The sequence below is a fragment of the Reyranella soli genome, from assembly GCF_007992495.1.
Lineage (GTDB): Bacteria > Pseudomonadota > Alphaproteobacteria > Reyranellales > Reyranellaceae > Reyranella > Reyranella soli.
Map to the genome: position 1 here is coordinate 39,654 of NZ_BKAJ01000018.1, position 21,863 is coordinate 61,516.

21 protein-coding genes and 1 pseudogene are annotated in these 21,863 nt (G+C 67.3%); 16 read left to right on the top strand and 6 right to left on the bottom strand.

The annotated features are described in order from the left end of the window. Positions 1 to 112 precede the first annotated feature (112 nt). Genes RSO01_RS04870 through RSO01_RS04895 form a run of 6 tightly spaced genes read left to right on the top strand, consistent with a single transcriptional unit; the run spans position 113 to position 6,086 of the window. Complete coding sequence (locus RSO01_RS04870; protein WP_147146776.1) at positions 113 to 883, top strand: ABC transporter ATP-binding protein; 771 nt, start codon at positions 113 to 115, stop codon at positions 881 to 883. Between the two features lie 2 nt (positions 884 to 885). Continuing rightward, positions 886 to 1,746, top strand: a complete 861-nt coding sequence (locus RSO01_RS04875; RefSeq protein ID WP_147146778.1) for a protein-L-isoaspartate O-methyltransferase family protein — start codon at positions 886 to 888, stop codon at positions 1,744 to 1,746. A 1-nt stretch (position 1,747) separates the two neighbouring features. Beyond that, the gene (radA, locus tag RSO01_RS04880; RefSeq protein WP_147146780.1) at positions 1,748 to 3,184 is read left to right on the top strand and encodes a DNA repair protein RadA; all 1,437 of its coding nucleotides are present in this window, start codon (positions 1,748 to 1,750) and stop codon (positions 3,182 to 3,184) included. Positions 3,185 to 3,207: 23 nt separating this feature from the next. After that, positions 3,208 to 3,831: a CvpA family protein gene (locus RSO01_RS04885; protein WP_147146782.1), complete on the top strand. Its 624-nt coding sequence runs from the start codon at positions 3,208 to 3,210 to the stop codon at positions 3,829 to 3,831. A 10-nt stretch (positions 3,832 to 3,841) separates the two neighbouring features. Continuing rightward, complete coding sequence (gene purF, locus RSO01_RS04890) at positions 3,842 to 5,338, top strand: amidophosphoribosyltransferase (protein WP_147146784.1); 1,497 nt, start codon at positions 3,842 to 3,844, stop codon at positions 5,336 to 5,338. A gap of 10 nt (positions 5,339 to 5,348) precedes the next feature. Further along, positions 5,349 to 6,086: an SDR family NAD(P)-dependent oxidoreductase gene (locus RSO01_RS04895; protein WP_147146788.1), complete on the top strand. Its 738-nt coding sequence runs from the start codon at positions 5,349 to 5,351 to the stop codon at positions 6,084 to 6,086. Between the two features lie 5 nt (positions 6,087 to 6,091). On the opposite strand, the gene RSO01_RS04900 is transcribed toward RSO01_RS04895, so the two are convergent. The 4 genes from RSO01_RS04900 to RSO01_RS04915 form a co-directional block, all read right to left on the bottom strand. Beyond that, on the bottom strand, positions 6,092 to 7,804 hold the full coding sequence (locus RSO01_RS04900) for a tetratricopeptide repeat protein (RefSeq protein WP_147146790.1): 1,713 nt from the start codon (positions 7,802 to 7,804) through the stop codon (positions 6,092 to 6,094). 285 nt (positions 7,805 to 8,089) lie between these two features. Continuing rightward, on the bottom strand, positions 8,090 to 9,466 hold the full coding sequence (gene der, locus RSO01_RS04905) for a ribosome biogenesis GTPase Der (RefSeq protein WP_246158090.1): 1,377 nt from the start codon (positions 9,464 to 9,466) through the stop codon (positions 8,090 to 8,092). A gap of 22 nt (positions 9,467 to 9,488) precedes the next feature. Next, on the bottom strand, positions 9,489 to 10,841 hold the full coding sequence (locus tag RSO01_RS04910) for an outer membrane protein assembly factor BamB family protein (protein WP_147146793.1): 1,353 nt from the start codon (positions 10,839 to 10,841) through the stop codon (positions 9,489 to 9,491). Between the two features lie 5 nt (positions 10,842 to 10,846). Next, complete coding sequence (locus RSO01_RS04915) at positions 10,847 to 11,494, bottom strand: tetratricopeptide repeat protein (RefSeq protein WP_170302850.1); 648 nt, start codon at positions 11,492 to 11,494, stop codon at positions 10,847 to 10,849. A gap of 165 nt (positions 11,495 to 11,659) precedes the next feature. Between RSO01_RS04915 and RSO01_RS04920 the strand changes: the two genes are divergently transcribed. Further along, positions 11,660 to 11,992 (top strand): DUF2794 domain-containing protein, encoded by a 333-nt coding sequence (locus tag RSO01_RS04920; protein WP_147146797.1) that lies wholly within the window; start codon positions 11,660 to 11,662, stop codon positions 11,990 to 11,992. 22 nt (positions 11,993 to 12,014) lie between these two features. Here the strand turns inward: RSO01_RS04920 and RSO01_RS04925 are convergent, their stop codons facing one another. After that, a complete protein-coding gene (locus tag RSO01_RS04925; RefSeq protein WP_147146799.1) occupies positions 12,015 to 12,233 on the bottom strand; it encodes a YMGG-like glycine zipper-containing protein in 219 nt (72 codons plus the stop codon). Between the two features lie 195 nt (positions 12,234 to 12,428). Between RSO01_RS04925 and RSO01_RS04930 the strand changes: the two are divergent. Then, positions 12,429 to 13,393, top strand: a pseudogene (locus RSO01_RS04930) (homocysteine S-methyltransferase family protein). Positions 13,394 to 13,560: 167 nt separating this feature from the next. On the opposite strand, the gene RSO01_RS04935 reads toward RSO01_RS04930, so the two are convergent. Then, positions 13,561 to 13,899 (bottom strand): ArsC family reductase, encoded by a 339-nt coding sequence (locus tag RSO01_RS04935; protein WP_147146801.1) that lies wholly within the window; start codon positions 13,897 to 13,899, stop codon positions 13,561 to 13,563. A 94-nt stretch (positions 13,900 to 13,993) separates the two neighbouring features. On the opposite strand from RSO01_RS04935, the gene RSO01_RS04940 reads away from it, so the two are divergent. The 8 genes from RSO01_RS04940 to bdcA all read left to right on the top strand — a co-directional run bounded on the left by RSO01_RS04940 (position 13,994) and on the right by bdcA (position 21,859). Next, positions 13,994 to 14,452 carry an SRPBCC family protein gene (locus RSO01_RS04940; protein ID WP_147146803.1) on the top strand — a complete coding sequence of 153 codons (459 nt, stop codon included), beginning with the start codon at positions 13,994 to 13,996 and terminating at the stop codon, positions 14,450 to 14,452. Between the two features lie 12 nt (positions 14,453 to 14,464). After that, positions 14,465 to 15,229 carry a VOC family protein gene (locus RSO01_RS04945; protein ID WP_147146805.1) on the top strand — a complete coding sequence of 255 codons (765 nt, stop codon included), beginning with the start codon at positions 14,465 to 14,467 and terminating at the stop codon, positions 15,227 to 15,229. Between the two features lie 223 nt (positions 15,230 to 15,452). Beyond that, entirely contained in the window at positions 15,453 to 17,228 is a 1,776-nt protein-coding gene (locus RSO01_RS04950) for a cache domain-containing protein (protein WP_170302851.1), read from the top strand. A 9-nt stretch (positions 17,229 to 17,237) separates the two neighbouring features. Then, positions 17,238 to 18,698 (top strand): mechanosensitive ion channel family protein, encoded by a 1,461-nt coding sequence (locus tag RSO01_RS04955; protein WP_147146809.1) that lies wholly within the window; start codon positions 17,238 to 17,240, stop codon positions 18,696 to 18,698. A 7-nt stretch (positions 18,699 to 18,705) separates the two neighbouring features. Continuing rightward, positions 18,706 to 19,386: a retropepsin-like aspartic protease gene (locus RSO01_RS04960; protein WP_170302852.1), complete on the top strand. Its 681-nt coding sequence runs from the start codon at positions 18,706 to 18,708 to the stop codon at positions 19,384 to 19,386. Between the two features lie 115 nt (positions 19,387 to 19,501). After that, positions 19,502 to 20,128, top strand: a complete 627-nt coding sequence (locus tag RSO01_RS04965; RefSeq protein WP_147146813.1) for an alpha/beta hydrolase family protein — start codon at positions 19,502 to 19,504, stop codon at positions 20,126 to 20,128. Positions 20,129 to 20,138: 10 nt separating this feature from the next. Then, the gene (locus RSO01_RS04970) at positions 20,139 to 21,134 is read left to right on the top strand and encodes an MBL fold metallo-hydrolase (protein ID WP_147146815.1); all 996 of its coding nucleotides are present in this window, start codon (positions 20,139 to 20,141) and stop codon (positions 21,132 to 21,134) included. 11 nt (positions 21,135 to 21,145) lie between these two features. After that, a complete protein-coding gene (gene bdcA, locus RSO01_RS04975; RefSeq protein WP_147146817.1) occupies positions 21,146 to 21,859 on the top strand; it encodes an SDR family oxidoreductase in 714 nt (237 codons plus the stop codon). Positions 21,860 to 21,863 lie beyond the last annotated feature (4 nt).

The window sequence follows — 21,863 nt, forward strand, 5'->3', positions numbered from 1 at the left end:
GGAGCCGAGCGCAGCGAGGCGCAGCGGAGGGACCTATTCTGTTGATGCGTGGACAAGAAGAGGTCCCTCGACTGCGCCGCCCTTCGGGCGGCTCCGCTCGGGATGACGGAGCATGACTTCCAAGATCTCCCTCCGCGGCGTCACGAAATCCTTCGGACCCAAGAAGGTCCTGCAGGGCATCGACCTCGACGTCGCCAAGGGCGAATCGATGGTGGTGATCGGCGGCTCGGGCACCGGCAAGTCGGTGCTGCTGAAATGCGTGCTGGGCCTGATGCGGCCCGATGCGGGCTCGATCAAGATCGACGACGAGGAGACGGTGGCGCTGGCCGACGGCGGCCGCGCCGACGTCATGCGCAAGTTCGGCATGCTGTTCCAGGGCGGCGCGCTGTTCGATTCGCTGCGCGTCTGGGAGAACGTTGCCTTCGGGCCGATCCAGAGCGACGGCATGAAGCCGGCGCAGGCGCGCGAGGTGGCGATCGCCAAGCTCGGCGCCGTCGGTTTGGGTCCCGAGATCGGCGAGCTCTATCCCGCCGAGCTGAGCGGCGGCATGCAGAAGCGCGTGGCGCTCGCCCGCGCCATCGCCCGCGAGCCCGAGATCATCTTCTTCGACGAGCCCACGACCGGCCTCGACCCGATCATGGCCGACGTCATCAACGACTTGATCGTGAAATGCGTCAGCGACCTCGGCGCCACCGCCGTGTCGATCACCCACGACATGGCCTCGGCGCGCAAGATCGGCCATCGCATCGCCATGCTCTACGACGGCAAGCTGATCTGGCAGGGCCGCACCGCCGACATCGACCATTCCGGCGACGCCCACGTCGACCAGTTCATCAACGGCCGCGCCGAGGGGCCGATCCGCATGCAGGTCCGGAGGCTCTGACCATGACGCCCGATCTCGCTGACGCCCGCCGCCACTTCGCCGACGAACTGCGCGTCACCGCCCACATGGGCAACGAACGCCTGGTCGAGGCCTTCGCCGCCGTGCCGCGCGAACGCTTTGCCGGGCCGGGCCCGTGGCGCATCCTGAACTCCTGGGATGGCTACTGGACCACGCCGGACAACGATCCGCGCTGGCTCTATCACAACGTCCTGGTGGCGCTCGACGAGACTCGCCGCCTCAACATCGGGGAGCCGAACCTGTGGGCCTACCAGCTCGATCGCATTGCGCTCGGGGAGGGCGAGCGCGTCCTGCAGATCGGCACGGGCTCGGGGTACTTCACGGCGATCCTGGCCGAGACGGTCGGCCGCGGCGGCCGCGTCGATGCCATCGAGATCGACGAAGATCTGGCGGCCAGGGCGACGCACAATCTCGAATCGTGGCCGGCAGCCGTGGTGCACCAAGGCGACGCCGCCCAACCGGTTGATGGACAGTGGGACGTCATCGTGGCGTTTGCCGGCGCCACGGCGCCGCAGGCCTGGTGGCTCGATGCTTTGGCCGATGGCGGGCGCCTGTTGCTGCCGATGACCACCGTCGATTTCTCGATCAGCGGCTTCATGCTGCGGCTCGACCGTCGTGGCGAGACCCTGGCCGCGCGCTCCGTCGGCCGTGTCGGCTTCTATCCCTGCATCGGTGCGCGCACGCCCGAAGGCGAGACGGCCCTGCGCCAGGCGCTTGCCGATCCGGCCGGCCAGCAGGCGCTGACGAGCCTGCGTCGCGACCGGCACGACAAGGACGACTCGTGCTGGCTGCATCGCGACGACTGGTGCCTCTCCAAGCGCCCCCTGTCGCCGACCGTGCACTGACATGGCGCGGCCGCTCAAACGCTTCGTCTGCCAGTCGTGCGGCGCGGTCGCGAACAAGTGGAGCGGCCGCTGCGAGAGCTGCGGCGAGTGGAACACCATCGTCGAGGAAACAGCCCCCGCCCCCGGCCCGGCCGGCGGCGGCCTGGCGCGTGCCGGCAAGGGCCGCCTGCTCGAATTCGCGGGCCTGCGCGGATCGACGCCGCAGCCGGAGCGCTATCGCAGCGGCATCAGCGAATTCGACCGCGTCTGCGGCGGCGGCCTGGTGGTCGGTTCCGCCCTGTTGATCGGCGGCGATCCCGGCATCGGCAAGTCGACGCTGCTGCTGCAGGTCGCGGCGGCCTTGGCGCGCCAGCATACGGCTTGCGCCTATATCTCGGGCGAGGAAGCGCTCGACCAGGTGCGGCTGCGCGGCGAGCGGCTCGGGCTGGGTGATGCGCCGGTCCAGCTCACGGCCGCGACCTCGGTGCGCGATATCGTGGCGACCCTGGAGCGGCCCGACGCCCCCAAGGTGGCGGTGATCGATTCCATCCAGACCATGTGGCTCGACACGATCGACAGCACGCCGGGCACGGTGAGCCAGGTGCGCGGCTCGGCGCAGGCGCTGGTCGAGCTCGCCAAGCGACGCGGCATCGCGGTGCTGCTGGTCGGCCACGTCACCAAGGACGGCGCCATCGCAGGCCCGCGCGTGCTCGAGCACATGGTCGACACCGTGCTCTACTTCGAGGGCGAGCGCGGGCATCACTTCCGCATCCTGCGTACGGTCAAGAACCGCTTCGGGCCGACCGACGAGATCGGCGTGTTCGAGATGTCAGACCGCGGCCTGTCGGACGTCGCCAATCCGTCGGCGCTGTTCCTGGGCGAGCGCCGCGGTCATGTCTCGGGCACCTGCGTGTTCGCCGGCATCGAGGGCACGCGGCCGCTGCTGACCGAGATCCAGGCACTGGTCGCGCCCTCCTCGTTCGCCACGCCGCGCCATGCCGTGGTCGGCTGGGATTCCAACCGGCTGGCCATGGTGCTGGCCGTGCTGGAAGCACGCTGCGGCGTCGTCGTCGGCGCCAACGACGTCTATCTCAACGTCGCGGGCGGCTTGCGCATCGGCGAGCCGGCGGCCGATCTCGCCGTCGCTGCAGCCGTGGTGTCATCGCTCGCCGACGAAGCCGTTCCGACCGACATGGTCGTGTTCGGCGAGATCGGTCTGGGCGGCGAGGTCCGCCCCGTGAGCCAGCGCGAGGCGCGATTGCGCGAGGCGGCCAAGCTCGGCTTCCGCAGCGCCCTGGTGCCGAGAGGGCGCGCGGGCACAGGACCGGCACCGCGCACGGAGGGCATCGCCATTGACGAAATCGAGCATCTATCGGACCTTGTGGCGCGTTTTCAGCCGGCCGATCGACCCATGAAACGGTCGCGCCGCGAAAGCCCCTCTGATCGTGGGCGAGATTAGGCAACGGAGCGTTTGTAGGGGCGATGGACAAGCTGGGAATCACTGTTTTTGACGTGGCGATCATCGCCGTCGCCTGCTTCGGCGCCCTGCTCGGCGCCTCGTCGGGCTTCGCCCATGCAGTGCTGTTCATCGGCTCGTGGATCGCCGCCGGCTGGGTGGCGTGGAAATACGCCAAGCTGGTCCAGCCCGAGGTCGAGCAGCTGGTCGGCAGCACCGAGCTCGCCTATTTCCTCGCCATGCTGGCGGTGTTCGTGGCCGCGCTGATCGTGCTGGTGATGCTGACCAATGCCCTGTCGCGCTCGGTGCGGGCGAGCCCGCTCGCCAAGCCCGACCGCATCCTGGGCGCCGGTTTCGGCGTGCTGTGCGCCTGGGTGGCGGTCGGCACTGCCTTCCTGTTCTACGGCTATCTCGGGCCGCGCGCGCTGCCGCCCGCGGTCGAGGGCGGCGCCACCTTCCCGATGATCAAGGAAATGGCCAGTTTCGTCGAACCGTACCTGCCGCCGGGCTTCCGCACCCGCCTGCAGGACCGCGGACGCGATGCCGGGTCGGTTTCCGTCCCCTCACCGGCGGCTCCCGGAGGGCAGGCTGCGCCGGCAGCGCCGCCCACGGACGATGCCAAGCCGCCGGAGAACAAACCGCCGCAGTGAGTTATCCTTGATGGCGCGACGGGCGGTCCCCAGTTATAACCCCGCCGTGTCCAGTGCCCCCAAACGCCTCGACCATGACCTCGATAAGTTTCACGAGGAATGTGCGTTGTTCGGCATCTACGGCACTTCTGATGCCGCCGCCCACACCGCATTGGGCCTGCATGCCCTGCAGCATCGCGGCCAGGAGGCCTCCGGCATCGTCACTTTCGATGGCCGACATTTCCACAATCACCGCGCCGCCGGCCTGGTCGGCGACATTTTCGGCGAGCAGTCGATCATCGCCAAGCTGAAGGGCTATTCGGCGATCGGGCATAACCGCTATGCCACGACCGGCGGCTCGTCGGACCGCAACATCCAGCCGATCTTCGCCGATTTCGACTTCGGCGGCCTGGCACTGGCCCACAACGGCAACCTCACCAACGCCTACCTGCTGCGCAAGGAGCTGGTGCGGATCGGCTGCCTGTTCCAGTCGACTACCGACACCGAGGTCATCAACCACCTGATCGCCCGCTCCAACTACTCGACCGTGGTCGACCGCGTGATCGACGCGCTGGGCCGGGTCAAGGGCGCCTACTCGCTGCTGCTGCTCACCAACGAAGCGCTGCTGGGCGTGCGCGATCCGATGGGCGTGCGGCCGCTGGTCATCGGCCGGCTGGAGGATTCCTGGATCCTGACGTCGGAGAGCTGCGCCCTCGACATCATCGGCGCGCGCTTCGTACGCGACGTCGAGCCGGGCGAGATCGTCATCGTCGACGGCAACGGCCTGCGCTCGATCAAGCCCTTCACGAAAGAGAAGCGCCGCTTCTGCGTGTTCGAGCACATCTATTTCGCCCGCCCCGATTCCAAGGTCGAGGGCATCGGCGTCTACGATGCGCGCAAGCGGATCGGCATGGAACTCGCCAGGGAAAGCCCGGTGCCGGCCGACGTCGTTGTCCCGGTGCCCGATTCCGGCGTGCCGGCGGCGATCGGCTATGCCGCGCAGTCGGGCCTGCCGTTCGAGCTCGGCATCATCCGCAACCATTATGTCGGCCGCACCTTCATCGAGCCCGCCGACCATATCCGCCATCTCGGCGTGCGCCTGAAGCACAACGCCAACCGCGCCCTGATCGACGGCAAGCGGGTGATCCTGGTCGACGATTCGATCGTGCGCGGAACGACGTCGATGAAGATCGTCGAGATGGTGCGCCAGGCTGGCGCCCGCGAAGTGCACATGCGCATCGCCGCCCCGCCCACGACCAACCCGTGCTTCTACGGCATCGACACGCCCGAGCGCGACAAGCTGCTCGCCTCGCACTACGACGTCGCCGGCATGGCGAAGTTCATCAAGGTCGATTCGCTGGCCTTCGTGTCGATCGACGGGCTCTATCGCGCCATGGGACTGCCGGGCCGCGACCCCAATCAGCCCTCGTTCTGCGACGCCTGCTTCACCGGCGACTATCCGATCTCGCTCGACGACGTCGAGGGCGTCGAGGATCGCCAGCTTTCGCTGCTCGTCGAATCGGCCTGAGGCCTTCGTCGTGACTGCTGCTTCTCCCGGTCGCCTGGCCGGCCGTCTGGCGCTGGTCACCGGCGCCTCGCGCGGCCTCGGCGCCGCCGCTGCCCTCGCCTTCGCCCGCGAAGGCGCGCATTGCGTGCTGGTCGCGCGCACCGTGGGCGGCCTGGAAGACCTCGACGACAGGATCAAGGCCGAGGGCGGCTCGGCGACGCTGGTGCCGCTCGACGTCACCGACGGACCGGGCATCGACCGCCTCGGCGCGGCGCTCTACGAGCGCTTCGGCCGCCTCGACGTGCTCTTGGGCAACGCCGGCATCCTGGGCGTGCTCTCGCCGATCGGCCATATCGATCCTGCCGTGTTCGAGCAGGTGATGGCGGTGAACGTGACGGCCAACTGGCGGCTGATCCGGTCGCTCGATCCGCTGCTGCGCCGGTCCGACGCGGGCCGCGCGATCTTCGTGACCTCGGGCATCGCCAACAAGGCCGTGCCCTACTGGAGCGCCTATGCCGCCAGCAAGGCGGCGCTCGACGTGCTGGCCGCGACCTACGCCGCCGAGGTCGCGCACACCGCCGTGCGCGTCAACCTCTACAATCCCGGCCCGATGCGCACGAGGATGCGCGCCCAGGCCTTCCCGGGCGAGCCGACCGAGCAGCAGGTCCCGCCCGAGGCGCACGCCGAGGGATTGATCCAGCTGGCGCTGCCCTCGTGCACCCTGAACGGCCAGTGGATCGCCGGAGACGAGGCGGCCCGCTTATCCTGAGGCGCCTATCTTGAGGCGTTCGTCACCTCGGCGGGGCGTATGCCGACCCTGGTAACGCTGTCGATCGCACCGTCGATGCAGAACTTGAAGGCCGCGGCATCCTTCCATTTCTCGATCTTGGGATCGGCGAAGGGCGGCGCCGCGAGCGTCTTGCTCAGGCACTCCTCGAACTCCTGGCCGTGGCCGACGCTGGCGAGCAGCCGCTTAACCCTGGGAAGCAGCGCCCTGTACGGGCCGCCGGAAGACGTCCAGGCGAGATAGTCGTCCAGCGCGCCCAGCGCGACCAGCAACTGGCCCGTGTCGGGCGATCCGGAATTGCGCTCGAAGCGCTCGATATAGGCGACCGCTATGTTGAGCGCCGGGTCGGCGTTCGCCGGGTCGAGGTCGAAGGCGCGCCGGTATTTGACGATCGCGTCATCGAACTTGCCGGCCGCGCGGAGGATGTTGCCCCAGTCCATCAAGTCGGTTGCCGACGCCGGATCCTTGGCCTCTGCTGCCGCGTACTTGGCCGCGGCCCGATCGAGATCGGCGAGCTCGTCCTTGCCCACGGCAACGGTGATAACGCCGGACTTCATGCGCCGATGCGCGTCGATCATCCACTGCCGGTAGATCAGCAGGCCTTCGAGACGGTTGACCAGCGCATCGAGGCCGGGGCTGCGCGTCTTCGGGATCTGCTGCAGCTGCTCGGCCGCTTCGGCGAAGGTCTGGTCGGCGATGGTGAGGCGCTTCTGCAGCAGCGAGTCGGCGTCGTCCACCCATTCCATGGGCGGCGTCGTCTGGTGGATGATGATGCCCTTGCGAAGAAACGCCTTCATCAGCACGGCAATGGTCGTGGGTGAATGCTTCATCTGGCGCTGCGAATCGTGGAACCGGCCGATCGCCTGGTCGAGCTCGGAGAGCTGCTGCTGAAGGCCGACGTCGACCAGCGCCTCGGCTCGCGCCATGTGGATCTGGCCGAAGATGTAGGGTACCCAGCGCAGCTCCGACTTGTCGGTGCTGCCCATCATCTTGGCGATGACCTTCTGGGTTTGCGCGAAGCTGCAGTGCTCCCGGCGATTGTTGATGCGATGCTCCTCGCGGTGCAGGTCGGGCATGGCCGGCGCGAGCCCGCCATCGAGCCCTTTGCACTCCGCCTGCTCGCGCTTGAGGATGTAGGAGGCCGCCGTCTTGGGATCGACGAAGGCGATCGCGTTGAAGGCGATGCATTCGTAGATGTTGTCGAGCGTGTCCTCGATGCCATCAGCCGGGCAATTGGCCATCGCGCCGTGGTCGCCGGCGAGGCTCATCACCGCCGAATACCCGCCCTGATCGTTGCGCCGCGTCAGCGCCGAACGCAGCGTCACCGGCGCCAGCCCGAAGAGGGCAACCACCTCGCGCGCCGCGCTGCGCAGGCTGAGCGGTGCACCCGGGATCTGCAGGTCAACGGGATGGACGCCGTCGTCGACATGCAGCCGACGCCATTCCTGCACGCCCGATCGCTGGATCCGATCGAGCTGCCGCGCGATCTGCTGGGCGGCAAGCTCGGGCGTCGGCGCGTCGGGTGTGTTGGTCGCCTTGACGACGACGGGATCGATGGCAAGGCCGCCCATCGCGAGCTCGCGCACGATCGCGGCCGCTGCGATGACGACGACAGCTCCCGCGCCACCGGCCACCAGGACCTTGCGCAGGCCGTCGAACCAATTGGCTACGCGCTCGAACTTCGTCGGTGCATCCGGCATCTGAGCCCCCTCGTGATGCCACGGCTGGCCGTCCGAAAGGGAGGACGGCAACGTCGAGGTTTTCACAATAACGGGCGACCGTTCTGTGCGAAAGCGCACACTGCGTGCGCAATCGTCGGACTTCGTGCCTTGTCTGTCCAAACTGGAAACCTATCCTGAGGAGGCGCGAAGCGCCGTCTCGAAGGATGGGCAACAAATGCGGTGCTCGTACACACCCTTCGAGACGCGGTCCTGCGGACCGCTCCTCAGGATGAGGTCATTGTTTCATCGTGAGTGGACTATGCCCTAGCGCTTGCGTGCGCGTCCCGCGAAGGGGTTATTCGGCTTGCGCATGGTGAGCCGGATCGGCACGCCCGGCAGGCCGAAATCGTCGCGCAGACGGTTCATCAGGTAGCGCAGATAGTCGTCGCCCAGTTCCTCGGGCTGGCTGACCTGCAGCACGAAGGTCGGCGGGCGCCGCTTGATCTGGGTCATGAAGCGCAGCCGGATGCGGCGGCCCTTGGCCAACGGCGGCGGATGCAGGGTCTCCATCTCGCGCAGCCAACGATTGAGCTTGGGCGTCGGCACGCGCTTGTTCCAGATGTCATAGGTCGTGAACACCGCCGGCATCAGCCGGTCGATGCCGCGGCCGTTCAGCGCCGAGAAGCCGACGATCGGCACGTCCTTGACCTGGGCGAACGACGCCTCCAGCCGATCGGCGAGCTTGCGCCAGGCCCGGCTCGCGCTCGCCCGGTCGTCGGCCAAAAGATCGGTCTTGTTGACCGCCACCACAAGCGCGCGGCCCTCGTCGATCACCCGGCCGGCGATGGTGAGGTCCTGCTTGTCGGCCATGTCGGCAGCGTCGAGGACCACGACCACGACGTCGGCCAGCCGGATGGTGTCGAGCGTGTCGGCCACGGAGGCAGCCTCGAGCTTGGCCTCGATGCGGCTGCGCCGGCGCATGCCCGCAGTGTCGACCAGGCGCACCTGCCGGCCCTTCCATTCCCATTCGACGCGGATGGCGTCGCGCGTGATGCCGGCCTCGGGACCGGTCAACACCCGCTCCTCCCCGACCAGCCGGTTGAGCAAGGTCGACTTGCCGACATTGGGCCGGCCGACGATCGCCAGCAGCAGGGGCCGCTTGGGATCGACCGCCTCGTCTTCCTCGCTGCCCTCGGCTTCCTCGTCTTCCTCGGGCATCGGCTCGATGTACCTGGCCAGCGCCTCGTGCAGGTCACTCAGGCCCTCGCCGTGCTCGGCCGACACCGGGATAGGATCGCCCAGTCCCAGCGCGTGCGCCTCGGCCAGGCCCTGCTGGCCGGCGCGGCCCTCGCATTTGTTGGCGACCACGATCACCTTGTCGGCGCGCTTGCGCAGCCAGCCCGCGAAGCTCTCGTCGAGCGGTACGACGCCGGCGCGTGCATCGATCAGGAACAAAACGGCGTCGGCGCTGTCGATCGCCCGTTCGGTGAAGCGGCGCATGCGCGCCTCCAGCGCCTCGCCACCCGTCGTCTCCCACCCTGCCGTGTCGAGCAATGTGAAAGCGAGATCGCCGAGCTGCGCCGGCGCCTCGCGCACGTCACGGGTCACGCCCGGCGTGTCGTCGACGATGGCGCGGCGCTTGCCGACCAGGCGGTTGAACAGCGTCGACTTGCCGACATTGGGCCGGCCGACGATGGCCACCCGAGGAAGGGAAGGCTTTGTGTCAGCGGAGGGCAATGAGCCGCCCTGAGTCGGTCAAGATGTAGATCGTGCGGTTGGCGATCACCGGCCCGAGCCGGATCGGGTCGCGCAGATCCATCTTGCCCAGGATCTCGCCGGTGTAGGGCGAGACGGCCAAAAGCTCGCCCAGCGTGCCGCCGACCAGCAGGCGGTCGCCGGCCAGCACCGGCCCCGACCACAGGACGGGCCGCTTGCGCCCCTCATCGTGATACTGCGTCAGCGGCGTCACCCACTTCACTTTGCCGGTGTCGCGCGTCAAGGCCGCGATCTCGGCGCTGCTGGTGGTGACGAACACGAAGCGGCCAGCCACCCACGGCGTCTGGTTGCCACCAATACTGCGCTCCCACATGCGCTGGCCCGAACGCAGCTCGACGGCTGCGAGCTGGCCCGCCGAGCCCATGGCCAGCACCAGGCCGCGATCGATCACGGGGCGGCCGCGAATGTCAGTCATGTTGCCGAAGGCGCGCACTTCGCCGCGGGCGCCGATCATCGTTTCGTTCCACACCGGCCGGCCGTTGTCGACGCGCAGCCCCACCAGCTCGCCCGAGCTGAAGGGCGCCACGATGTAGTCGGCGGAGCCCGCCGGGCTGTTGCCGCCGACGAAGCCCGCGCTTTCCGTCAGACCGGCGAACTGCCAGAGCTCGGCACCGTCGACGGCCGCCAGCGCCTGCAGCTTGTTGTCGATGCTGATGGCGAACACGCGGTCGGCGAAGACCAGCGGCGCGCCGCGCACCGGCGCGCTCACGGTCGACATCCAGACTTCCTTGCCGTCGTTGGGGTCGAGCGAATAGACCGCAGCGAAGCCCGTGGTCACGAACAGCTTGCCGCCGTAGTAGGCCAGACCGCCGCCGAACTCGTCGCCATCGCGCGCCTTCTCGGGCTTCAGCGTCACCCGCCACACCAGCTGACCGGTGTCGGCATTGAAGGCCGAGACGGTGCCCTGCGCGTCCTTGGCGAATACCTTGCCTTCGGCCACGATCGGCGGCGAGGTCAGGATGCGCGAGGAGGTCGAGCCCGACCCGACATCGGCCGTCCAGATGATCTGCGGCGAAGCGCTGACCGCGAGATTGTGCATGGCGTAGTTGGCGAAGCCGCCCGACTGCGGCCACGAATCGTTGACCGCGGGCGCCGGCAGCACGACCGGCACACTGGCCAGTTCCTTGTCGGGCTCGAGCTCGCTTCGTTCGGTGAATACCGGAAGGCGCTCGCCCACCAGCGGCGTCTTGCTCTTGCCGAACCAGTCGCCGACCATGTCGCAACCGGACAGCGACACGACGAGCAACAGACCGACGAGACCGATGCGGGACGAGACCGCGACACGCAACACGTTTTGCATCGCTGCTACTTCGCCTCTGCCGGGCCGTAGAAGTTGAGCATCGCCGAGGCGCGCTGGGCGGCGGCCTGCGGCGCCTGCGGATCCTTGGCGATCTCGCTCCACAGTTCACGGGCGCGCTTGAGGTCGCCCTTGCGCACCGCGAGCATCCCCTGCAATTCGCGCACGCTCAGGCGGAACGGCCGGTCGGGACCGGCCAGCGGTTCGAGCTTGGCGACCATCTCCTCGGCCCTGGGCGAGTCGATGCTCTTGTAGGCGGCGATCACGTTGGCGAGGTCGGCGAGCTCGGCCGAATTGAGCGTCGGCGCCACCGCGAGCAACGCGGTCACCTGAGCGTCCAGCGGCTCGCGCAACTGCGCGGCGACCAGCGCCGCCAGCGAGCGGTAGGGCTCGGGTGCGTTCCTGGCCTGGTCCTCGAAGGCCTTCAGAGCGGCCGGCTTGTCCTGGGCGATCTGCGCCAATGCCGCCGAGTAGGCCGCACTCGCCCCGGCGCGACGCGAGGCATCGTACTGGCGCCAGCCGACCAGTGCCGTCACGGCGACGACGAGGATCACGGCCCCCGCCACGACCCAGGTCCCCCAACGGCCCCACCATTCCTTGAGTTCGTCCTTGCGGACGGCCTCGTCTACTTCATGAAAGGCGGCGGAATCGGACACGATGGCTCCCGGATTATCGCGGAATATCAACGGCTTCAGGCGCGGTTCATAGACCCGCAACCGATCTTTAGCAAACCACAGCAGCAAGGCCTTTTGGGGGCGCTTTACCGTTCCCGGCGCTTCTGCAACAATTCACGCAGACGTCATGGTTCAAGTCCCGGCTGCATGACCAATCTCTACCGTTTGGCCGACCAAAAGGCCCGGCGCCGCATTGTCTCATTCGACCGGCGAGAACTGTCCCGGCTCCTCAATCTCTACAGCATGCGCGTCGCGTCGGGCGAATGGCGCGACTACGCCATCGATTTTCGTCCGGGAATGGCGATCTTCTCGATCTTCCGCCACACCGCCGAGCAGCCGCTGTTCGCCATCGCCAAGGTCCCGGGCACCAGCCAGGGCGGGTACATGGTCTACAACGGCCCGCGCAAACTGGCGCACGGCGATTCGCTCGAGGACGTGCTCACCATCTTCGAGCGCAAGATCAGGCTGCTGACGGGCTGAGCCGACGGCTCACCCCTATTTATTATTGCTTCGGCGTGGTCGCAGCGCCGATGCCCGCCCCCACGGCCGTGCCGACCAGGACCGGCGCCAGCAGCGGCCAGCCGGCCACGGCGCCGATTGCCAGGCCCGTGCCGGCACCGATGCCGCCGCCCGTAACAGCACGTTCTCCCCAGGTGTCGCCGCAGGCCGCCAGCGTCAGGACGAGTGGCAAGGCGATCACGGCAACGAGCTTGGTGTTCATGGGACGACCTCTAGAGGGGTAATGGCCGATCTGACGCCGGCCCTATCAATATTTATATATTGCCTTAGGAAACCCCATCACTGTGTTGAAATCGTGACCATTTTCGACTTCGGACAGTCGATCAAGAAAATCGGGCTCCCGATCATGTTCATACCATGTGATTCCCGTAGGCTAGCAGCACCTCATATGGAGTGAATGATGGTCGACACCGCCAAATACCGGGCTTCCTTGCCGCAACGCAGCGGCGCCCTCTTCCTGACCGACGGCGGCATCGAGACCACGCTGATCTTCCAGGACGGCTGCGACCTGCCCTACTTCGCGGCCTTCCACCTGCTCCGCGATGCCGACGGCCGCGCCGCGCTCGTGCGCTACTACGAGCGCTACATCGCCATCGCCAAGGCCGACCGCATGGGTTTCGTCCTGGAGAGCCCGACCTGGCGGGCGAGTGCCGACTGGGGCGGCAAGCTCGGTTACTCGGCCGACGACATCGTGGCGGTGAACCGCGACTCGGCGCAGCTCATGCACGACCTGCGCGCCCGTCATGAGACGGCGGAGTCGCCCTTGGTGGTGAGCGGCTGCATCGGCCCGCGCGGCGACGGCTACGATCCCGGGCAGATCATGTCCGCGCTGGACGCCGAAGCCTACCACGCCTGCAGGTCGGGGCCTTCGCCGACGCCCGCGCCGACATGGTGACGGCCATCACCATGACCAACGCCAACGAGGCGATCGGCATCACGCGGGCGGCAACGAAGGCCGGCCTGCCCGTGGTCATCTCCTTCACCGTCGAGACCGACGGCCGGCTGCCGACCGGCCAGAGCCTGGCCGACGCGGTCTGCGAGGTCGACGTCGTCACCAGCAAGGCGCCGGCCTACTACATGATCAACTGCGCCCACCCCACGCACTTCCAGAAGACACTGGGCGACGAGCCCTGGGCGCGCCGCATCGGCGGACTGCGCGCCAACGCCTCCAAACGCAGCCACCAGGAACTGAACGACTCGCCCGACCTCGATGTCGGCAATCCGGTGGAGCTGGGCGCCGAGTACCGCGACCTGCTGCGGCGTCATCCGCAGATCAACGTGCTGGGCGGCTGTTGCGGCACCGACCACCGCCACATCGAATGCATCGCCCTCGCCTGCCGCGAGGTGACGCGGGCGGCGTAACAACGGCCTGCTCATGGTCATGCTCTTCCGGACCGCGCGCTTCCAGCGCGCCTCATGATTCATGAGCGCGCAGGATGCGCGCGGTCCGGAAGACTATAGGCGGACCGGACCTGCCTGCGCGAAGCCGAAGCGGCTTCGCTTCGGCGGAGGCAGGGGTCCGCGCTCCCTTAAAAGAGATCTTCGTACTGGTCCGGCTTGAAGCCGACTAACAGCTTGCCGCCGGCTTCAAGCACCGGCCGCTTGATCATCGACGGCTGCTCCAGCATGAGCGCGATCGCCTTCTTCTCGGTGAGGCCTTCCTTGTCGGGCAGCTTGCGGAAGGTCGTGCCGGCGCGGTTGAGAAGCGTCTCCCAGCCGACCTTGCCAGCCCAGCCTTCGAGGCGGCCGCGTTCGATGCCGGCGGCCTTGTAGTCATGGAAAGCGTAGGCGACGCCCTTCTTGTCCAGCCAGGCGCGCGCCTTCTTCATCGTGTCACAATTCTTGATGCCGTAGATTGTGACCGCCATGTGCCCCTCGAAATAATCTGCCGCGCGATGTCGGAAGGTGGATAGCCCGTTCGTCCTTGGGTTAGCAACGTGGTTACCCCCAAGGAGAAATCAGATGTCTGCCGATCGTGAGCTCGTCCTCACCCGCCTGATCAACGCGCCGCGCGAGAAGGTCTATCGCGCCTGGACCGACCCCGTGCTCCTCAAGCAGTGGTTCGCGCCGAAACCCTACACCACGCCCGTCGTTGAGATCGACGTGCGGCCCGGCGGTTCCGGCTACTTCGTCATGCGCGGCCCCGACGGCAAGGACCTGCCCAATCGTGGCGTCTATCTCGAGGTCGTGCCCAACGAAAGGCTGGTCTCGACCGACGCCTTCGTTAAGGCTTGGGAACCATCGGAGAAACCGTTCATGACCATGATCCTCACCTTCGAGGACGAGGGCGGCAAAACCCGCTACACCGCGCGCGTGCGTCACTGGACGGTGGCCGACAAGGAGGCTCACGAGAAGATGGGCTTCCATGAGGGCTGGGGTCTCTGCACCGACCAGCTCGAAGCCTTGGTCGCAACGATCTGAAGGGAGGATGACATGGCCGACAACTTCGTCTGGTACGAGCTGATGACGACCGACGCCAAGGCGGCGCAGGCCTTCTACAGCAAGGTCGTGGGCTGGAAGATCCAGGACGCGAGCCAGCCCACCATGGCCTACACGCTCCTGCTCGCAGGCGAGGCGCCGATGGCGGGTCTGATGACCCTGCCAAAGGACGCGTGCGATGCCGGCGCCAAGCCCGCCTGGATCGGCTATGTCGGCGTCAACGACGTCGACGCCTATGCCGGACGCATCGCCAAGGCCGGCGGTGCGGTGCATGTGCCGCCGACCGATATTCCCAACATCGGCCGCTTCGCCATGGTCGCCGATCCGCAAGGCGCCGTGTTCAGCCTGTTCAAGCCCGTGTCCGACATGCCGCCGCCGCCGGCCGACCCGGCCACGCCGGGCACGATCGGCTGGCACGAGCTGATGGCGGGCAATGGTGAGAATGCCTTCGCCTTCTATGCCGAGTTGTTCGGCTGGACCAAGGACGAGGCGCTCGATATGGGCGCCATGGGTCGCTACCAGCTGTTCGCCGCCGGTGACTCGGCAATCGGCGGCATGATGACCATGCCCGCCCAAATGCCGGCGCCGTCCTGGAACTACTACTTCCGCGTCGACGCCATCGGCGCGGCGCTCGAGCGCCTGAAGAAGGAAGGCGGCCAGGTCATCAACGGACCGATGGAAGTGCCGGGCGACGATTGGATCGTCCAGGGTATCGACCCGCAGGGCGCGATGTTCTCGCTGGTCAGCCGCAGGGCGTGAGAGCAACAGATCATCGTCTTCCGGACCGCGAGCCTCCAGGCTCGCTCAAGATCATGAGCGAGCCTGGAGGCTCGCGGTCCGGAAGAGCATGACGGCCATTTTCAGCAGCTACCTCTCGAACTGCTAAAAGATGCACCTCCGGTGTCTCGATTGACGCTGTCAGTGCGCCGCTGATTCCAATAGCCTGCTCTCCAGGGGAGTCTATTGGGGCAGGACAATGAGCGTGGATGACGACGACAGCGGCAGGCGCAGTGGCGGACGGTTGTGGATCCTGGGCGCCATCGTGGCCGGCGCGGCCGTGCTGGCGGGTTTCTATGGCATGGACACCTATTCCGCCGGCACCAACGCCGCCATCCAGACGTCCAGCGATAACGCCAAGGACTTCGAGACGGTGTTCCGCGATCTGCTGAAGCAGCGCTCGCTCGTCATGAGCATGGCGGCCGACGTGCTGCTCCAGGACACCACCACGATGGAGGCCTTCGCACGCCAGGATCGCCCGACCCTGGTGGCGCGCATGGAGCCGTTCTTCCAGCAGCTCAAGAAGGCTCACAGCGTCGAGCAGCTCAATTTCTGGCTGCCCCCAGCCACCGTCTACTACCGCGCCAGCCAGCCCAACGACTTCGGCGCCGATGTCTCGAAGTATCGCCGGACTGTCGTGGCGGCGAACGAACGCCGCCAACCGGTGATCGCCGTCGAGACCGGCATCGGCGGCCACGTCGATGTCCGCGCCATCACGCCGATCATGATCGACGGCAAGTTCGCGGGGTCGCTGGAGTTCGCCAGCAACCTCGACGTGCCGCTCGAGCGCGCGAGCGCCACGGCTGAGGTGAAATGGGCGGTCGGCATCAGCCGGGAGGTCTCCGAGCGCGTCGAACGGCCGGCCGATGCGCGGGTCGACGTCTGGCAGAAGGACGATGTCTTCTATCTCTTCTCCGATCCGCAGACCGCGCAGTTCCTGCGCTCGATCAGCTTCGATCCCAACGCCCCCGGCTACACGGTGGCGACCGACAAGCGCCACCACACCATCTTTGTACGCACGTTCCAGGTGATCGATTTCGCCGGCGCACCATCCATCGTCGTCGCCATTGTCGACGACCTCACCGACGATTTCTCCGACGCGATGCGCTCATCGCTGATCAGGGCCGGCATCTTGTTCATCGTGCTGGCGGCGATCGGACTCTATGCCTACGTCAAGTTCGGCCAGATCCGCGCCCGCCTGACCGGCCTGGTCGGCAGCCAGCGGCGCGAGCTCGCCCAGCAGGTCGCCGTCGGCCAGGCAGCCCTCGCCAAGCTCAAGGAAGTCGACCTGATCAAGCGCGGCTTCTTCACCAACCTCGTCGCCGCCATCAACGAGCCCTTGCAGGCGGTCAGCGGCCAGCTCGCGACGCTCGCGCCGGCAATGGCCAAGGCCGATCCCGGCACGGCCGGGCGGCTGGCCTTCGTGACGGGCGAGACCGCGCGGCTCAGCCGCTTGACCGGCGACTACCAGCAGATCGAGCTGTTCCGCCAGAAGCTGGTCAAGGCGGACACGACACCGGTCAGCCTGTCCGCCGTGGCGGCCGATGTCGTCGAGGACGACCTCGTCGCCTACCGCCGGCTGCCGCAGTTCTCGGTCGCGTCCACGGTATCGGCCGACCTTGCGCCGGCACGCGCCGACGCCGATCTGCTGCGTCGGGCGATCGCCAGCATCGTCGCCATGGCGGCCCAGCGTTCGGGCCAGGGCAGGGTGACGATTTCGGCGAAGCAGGATACCGAGCAATGGCTCGTGCTCGCGATCACCGGCTCGGCGTTTACCGGTCCCGCCCAACCGACCGCAGCCATGCTCGACGAATCGCGCCAGTTCATGGCGCGGCTCGCGGCGGTCGACACCACCAACGCCGGCGGCGGCGAGCTCGTGGGTCTCGTGCTCGCCCGCGTCATCGTGGAATTCTATGGCGGCTCGCTTGCCATCTCCGGCGGCGAACCCGGTTTCATCGTCCGCCTGCCGGCGGCGGTTTAGGGGGGCGCTATGTCGGACGGCGCGATGAAGGTCTACGGCCGGTTGGCGATGATCATCGCCGCGCTGGTCGTGCTGGTAATCCTCGACCGGCTGTTCACCGGTCCAGTGGCTGTGGTCTCGGGCCTTTCCGAGGTCACGCTGACGCAATGGGTCGTGGGCGCGCTCTGCCTTGCCATCACGGTGATGCTGGCCCGCGTCGTCAAGCGCGAGGTCATCCACGGCTGGCTCGAGCGGCGCAGCGGGAAAGACGTGCCGCCGCTGATCGGCAGCCTGGTGTCAGGACTGGTGATCTTCATCGGCATCTGCCTGATCCTGGCCTTCGTCTTCCAGCGCGACGTCACCGCCCTGGTGGCGACCGGCGGCGCCTCGCTGATGATCCTGGGCATTGCGCTGCGCGACGTCATGCTGGCGCTGTTCACCGGCATCCTGCTCAACGTCGAGAAGCCCTTCCGGGTCGGCGATCAGGTGCGCATCAATGACCGGCTGACGGGCAAGGTCGAGCGCATCACCTGGCGTACCACGGTGCTGCAGACCGGCGCCAACGAGACCGTCTACGTGCCCAACCTGCAGCTCTCCAGCGCCGTCATCCTCAACCAGGCCCAGCCCGACAACCGCTCCAAGCGCTCCCTCGAGCTCACCATCGACTACGACACCTCGGTCGAAAGCGCCGAGCGCATTCTCTACGCCGCGACGCTGGCAGCGGCGGGCGTGACGCATGTATCGCCACCCACGGTGTTCGCCCGCAAGCTCACGCCCGACGGCGTGCTCTACGAGGTCGCCTTCACCATAGGCAACTACGGCGACGGCAAGAAGGCCGAGCACGCGGTGATCAAGAGCATCCTGCAATGTATGCGCGACGCCGACATCGGCATCGCTTTCCCCAAGGCCGGATCGATCACGATCGAAGGCCGCACGCGCATCGCCAACCGCTCGCTCGATGTCTTCCACCTGGTGCAGCAGGTCCGCCTGTTCCGCGGCCTGCCGCAGGAACTCTGCCATCGCATCAGCGGTGCGCTGATCGAGCACCACTTCGCCGCCGGCGCTACGATCGTGCGGGCGGGCGAGCGGCGCCACTCTCTGTTCATCGTCGGCGAGGGCATGGCCAAGCGCACGGCCTCGGATCGCGAAGGCGCCAGCGTCGAGGAGCAGCGCTTCATCGCCACCGAGTTCTTCGGCCGCAAGGCGCTGTTCGCCTGCCAGCCGCACAACGCCACGGTGACGGCCGAGACCGCTCTCCTGATGTACGAGTTCGACCGTCGCGCCTTCGGCCGGCTGATCGCCGAGACCCCCGCGCTGATCGAGACCTTCGCCTCCGCCCTGGCCCATCTCGCCTGGCGCGAGACTTACCAGCACAGCGCCGACGAGGAGCCGCCGCCCGACGTGATCGATCGGCTGATCAATCTCTATCGCGGCCAGATCGAGGCCAACTATGGTCCGCGGACCGAGCCCGTGTCGCTTGCCGCCGAATAGGCCACGCTTGAAAGGCCTCACTGCTCTTCTCGCGCTGCTGTTCCTGTCGACGGAGGCAGCCTGGGCACAGACAGGCGAGAGCGCCGAGCAGCTCATCGCCCGCTGGACGGCGAGCGACACGACCTGCCGCAACCCGGCCGCCCCTGCCGTCGATGCCGTCGGCGCCTGCGAGCAGCGCGACACGCTGGCCAAGGTCCTGGCGCTGGCCGGTTTGTGCCATGCGCCAGCGGCCGACCGCAGCGCGCCCGTCTGGACGCGCTGCGCCGGCCGCGGTCAACAGGAGGCGACCCGGGCAACCTCGCAGTTCCAGAGGATGGGCGGCGTGTTCGTGCTGTCGGCGCGGTTGGCCGATAGCACCCAGGTGTACTTCATCGTCGATTCCGGCGCCGCGACGGTCCAGATCCCCGCAGAGGCGGTCGAGGAGATGAAACGCAACGGTACGCTCACCGACGCCGACTTCATGGGCGAGCGCCGCTTCATCCTGGCCGACGGCCGCGGCATGCAGCAGCGCGTGTTCCGCTTGCGCAGCCTGCAGATCGGCGACCGCACGATGGAGAACGTCTTGGCCACCATGGGCGCCCCCAAGAGTCGCGCCCTGCTCGGCCAGAGCTTCCTGCGGCGGCTGAACTGGTGGAAGATCGACAATGTGAGGAACGCGATCGAGTTCGAGTTCACGGGAGCGTTTTAGGCACAACTGTCACCCCGAGTGTCACCCCGAGCGCAGCGAGGGGCCTTTAGGCCACAGGAAGGTCCCTCGCTACGCTCGGGATGACAGCGGGTTTCGTGGTCCAAGGTACCGCTCAATGGCACAGAATTTCCTGATCGACGGACCGGCCAAGGCGAAGCACTCGATCCTGCTGGCGCACGGCGCGGGCGCGGCGATGGATTCACCGGCGATGAACGCGATCACCAAGAGCCTGGCGGACGCGGGCTTTCGCGTCGCCCGCTTCGAGTTCGGCTACATGGCAAGCCGCCGGACGTCGGCCGGCCGCAAGCCACCGCCGCGGGCCGAGACGCTTCGTCCGGAGTATGTCGCCGCGATTGACGCGCTGAAGGCGCGCGGGCCGCTGATCATCGGCGGCAAGTCGATGGGCGGGCGCGTCGCCAGCATGATCGCCGACGAGCATCACGCCGCCGGCCTGCTCTGTCTCGGCTATCCCTTCCACCCGGTCGACAAGCCGACGCAGCTCCGCACCGCCCACCTCGCCGATCTCAAGACACCGACGCTGATCGTGCAAGGAACGCGCGATCCGTTCGGTACCCGCGAAGAAGTGGCGGGCTACGAGCTTTCGAAGGCCATAAAAATTCTCTGGCTGGAGGATGGCGACCACGATCTCAGGCCGCGCAAGGCCGTGTCGGGTTTCTCCATGGCCGATCACCTGAAGACGCTGGCGGCGAAGACCGCCGCCTGGGCCGAAAAAATCACGTGAGGAGGACGCCATGGCGAAGTGGCAATACACCAAGGGCCTGCACGACCTCGGCAGCGGTTGCTTTGCCTACTTGCAGCCCGATGGCGGCTGGGGCTGGAGCAACGCCGGCCTGATCGCCGATCACGACCAGACCCTGCTGGTCGACACGCTGTTCGATCTCAAGCTGACCCGCGAGATGCTGGAGCAGATGCACGCCGCAGTGCCGGCCGCGAAGGCGATCGGCCGGCTGGTCAACACCCATTCCAACGGCGACCACACCTTCGGCAACCAACTTGTGACGGGCGCCGAGATCATCGCCTCGCGCGCCTGCGCCGAGGAGATGAAGGAGCGGCCGGCTGAGGAGCTGGCCGCCATGCAGCGCAACTGGCAGCAGCTCGGCGAGGCTGGCGCCTTCCTGCACGAGGTGATGGGCAGCAAGTTCAAGTGGGACGACGTCAAGAACACCCTGCCCACACGCGTGTTCGACGACGAGCTGAAGCTGAAGGTCGGCGACAAGGAAGTCGTGCTGAAGACTGTCGGCCCGGCGCACACGCGCGGCGACGCGCTGGTGCACGTGCCGAAGGATCGCACCGTCTTCACCGGCGACATCCTGTTCGTCGAGGGCCATCCGGTGCTGTGGGCCGGCCCGGTCGACAACTGGGTGGCGGCTTGCGATCAGATCATCGCCTGGGATGTCGAGACCGTCGTGCCGGGCCACGGCCCGATCACCGACAAGAAGGGCGTGCAGGCGATGAAGGACTACCTGCTCTACATCAAGGCCGAGGCGCGCCGGCGTTACGACGCCGACATGCCGGTCTTCGCCGCGGCACGCGACATCGCGCTCGACCGCTTCGCGGGCTGGGGCGACGCCGAGCGCATGGTGGTCAACGTCGCCTCGCTCTATCGCGAGTTCGGCTCCAAGCAGGAACTCAACGTCATGGAGCTGTTCGCCGAGATGGGCCGGTTCCATGCCGAGCTGAAGGCGAAAGCCGGGCATGGCCATGCTCATCATCAGCACTCGCATTAGCGGAGCGAAGAATGAACGACTTTGCCGGGAAGAATGTCCTTGTCCTGGGCGGCAGCCGCGGCATCGGCGCCGCCATCGTCCGCCGGTTCGCCGGCGGCGGCGCCAGGGCCGCCTTCACCTATCTCGGCTCGTCAGACGCCGCCCTGGCGCTCGCCAAGGAAACTGGTTCGGAGGCACTCAAGGTCGATAGCGCCGACCGGAAGGCGCTGATCAAAGCCGTCGCCGATCGCGGCGCGTTGGACGTCATCGTGATCAGCGCCGGCGCCCTGGTGATGGGCGATCCGCTCAGCCTCGACCCCGAGGCTGTCGACCGACTGATCGACGTCAACGTGAAGGCACCCTACCACGCCGCCGTCGAGGCAGCGCGGCGCATGCCCGACGGCGGCCGCATCGTCGTCATCGGCTCGACCAACGGCGATCGCATCCCATTTGCCGGCGGCGCGGCCTATGCGCTCAGCAAGTCCGCCATGCAGGGCATGGTGCGCGGCTTGGCACGCGATTTCGGCGCGCGCGGAATCACGGTCAATGCCATTCAGCCTGGACCTACCGACAGCGACATGAATCCGGCCAGCGGCCCGATGGCCGAGACCATGCATAGCTTCATGGCCATTAAGCGCCATATCCGGCCGAGCGAGATTGCCGACTACGTAGCCTTCATCGCCGGACATCAGGCCGCCATGATCACCGGGTCGCTACAGATGATCGACGGTGGCTTTGCGGCATAGCAAT

What these genes read in the sequence shown, in the direction of transcription:
- RSO01_RS04870 (WP_147146776.1), top strand. Translation starts at nt 113, where the DNA reads ATGACTTCCAAGATCTCCCTCCGCGGCGTCACGAAATCCTTCGGACCC.
- RSO01_RS04875 (WP_147146778.1), top strand. Translation starts at nt 886, where the DNA reads ATGACGCCCGATCTCGCTGACGCCCGCCGCCACTTCGCCGACGAACTG.
- radA (WP_147146780.1), top strand. Translation starts at nt 1,748, where the DNA reads ATGGCGCGGCCGCTCAAACGCTTCGTCTGCCAGTCGTGCGGCGCGGTC.
- RSO01_RS04885 (WP_147146782.1), top strand. Translation starts at nt 3,208, where the DNA reads ATGGACAAGCTGGGAATCACTGTTTTTGACGTGGCGATCATCGCCGTC.
- purF (WP_147146784.1), top strand. Translation starts at nt 3,842, where the DNA reads ATGGCGCGACGGGCGGTCCCCAGTTATAACCCCGCCGTGTCCAGTGCC.
- RSO01_RS04900 (WP_147146790.1), bottom strand. Translation starts at nt 7,804, where the DNA reads ATGCCGGATGCACCGACGAAGTTCGAGCGCGTAGCCAATTGGTTCGAC.
- RSO01_RS04910 (WP_147146793.1), bottom strand. Translation starts at nt 10,841, where the DNA reads ATGCAAAACGTGTTGCGTGTCGCGGTCTCGTCCCGCATCGGTCTCGTC.
- RSO01_RS04920 (WP_147146797.1), top strand. Translation starts at nt 11,660, where the DNA reads ATGACCAATCTCTACCGTTTGGCCGACCAAAAGGCCCGGCGCCGCATT.
- RSO01_RS04925 (WP_147146799.1), bottom strand. Translation starts at nt 12,233, where the DNA reads ATGAACACCAAGCTCGTTGCCGTGATCGCCTTGCCACTCGTCCTGACG.
- RSO01_RS04935 (WP_147146801.1), bottom strand. Translation starts at nt 13,899, where the DNA reads ATGGCGGTCACAATCTACGGCATCAAGAATTGTGACACGATGAAGAAG.
- RSO01_RS04940 (WP_147146803.1), top strand. Translation starts at nt 13,994, where the DNA reads ATGTCTGCCGATCGTGAGCTCGTCCTCACCCGCCTGATCAACGCGCCG.
- RSO01_RS04945 (WP_147146805.1), top strand. Translation starts at nt 14,465, where the DNA reads ATGGCCGACAACTTCGTCTGGTACGAGCTGATGACGACCGACGCCAAG.
- RSO01_RS04955 (WP_147146809.1), top strand. Translation starts at nt 17,238, where the DNA reads ATGTCGGACGGCGCGATGAAGGTCTACGGCCGGTTGGCGATGATCATC.
- RSO01_RS04965 (WP_147146813.1), top strand. Translation starts at nt 19,502, where the DNA reads ATGGCACAGAATTTCCTGATCGACGGACCGGCCAAGGCGAAGCACTCG.
- RSO01_RS04970 (WP_147146815.1), top strand. Translation starts at nt 20,139, where the DNA reads ATGGCGAAGTGGCAATACACCAAGGGCCTGCACGACCTCGGCAGCGGT.
- bdcA (WP_147146817.1), top strand. Translation starts at nt 21,146, where the DNA reads ATGAACGACTTTGCCGGGAAGAATGTCCTTGTCCTGGGCGGCAGCCGC.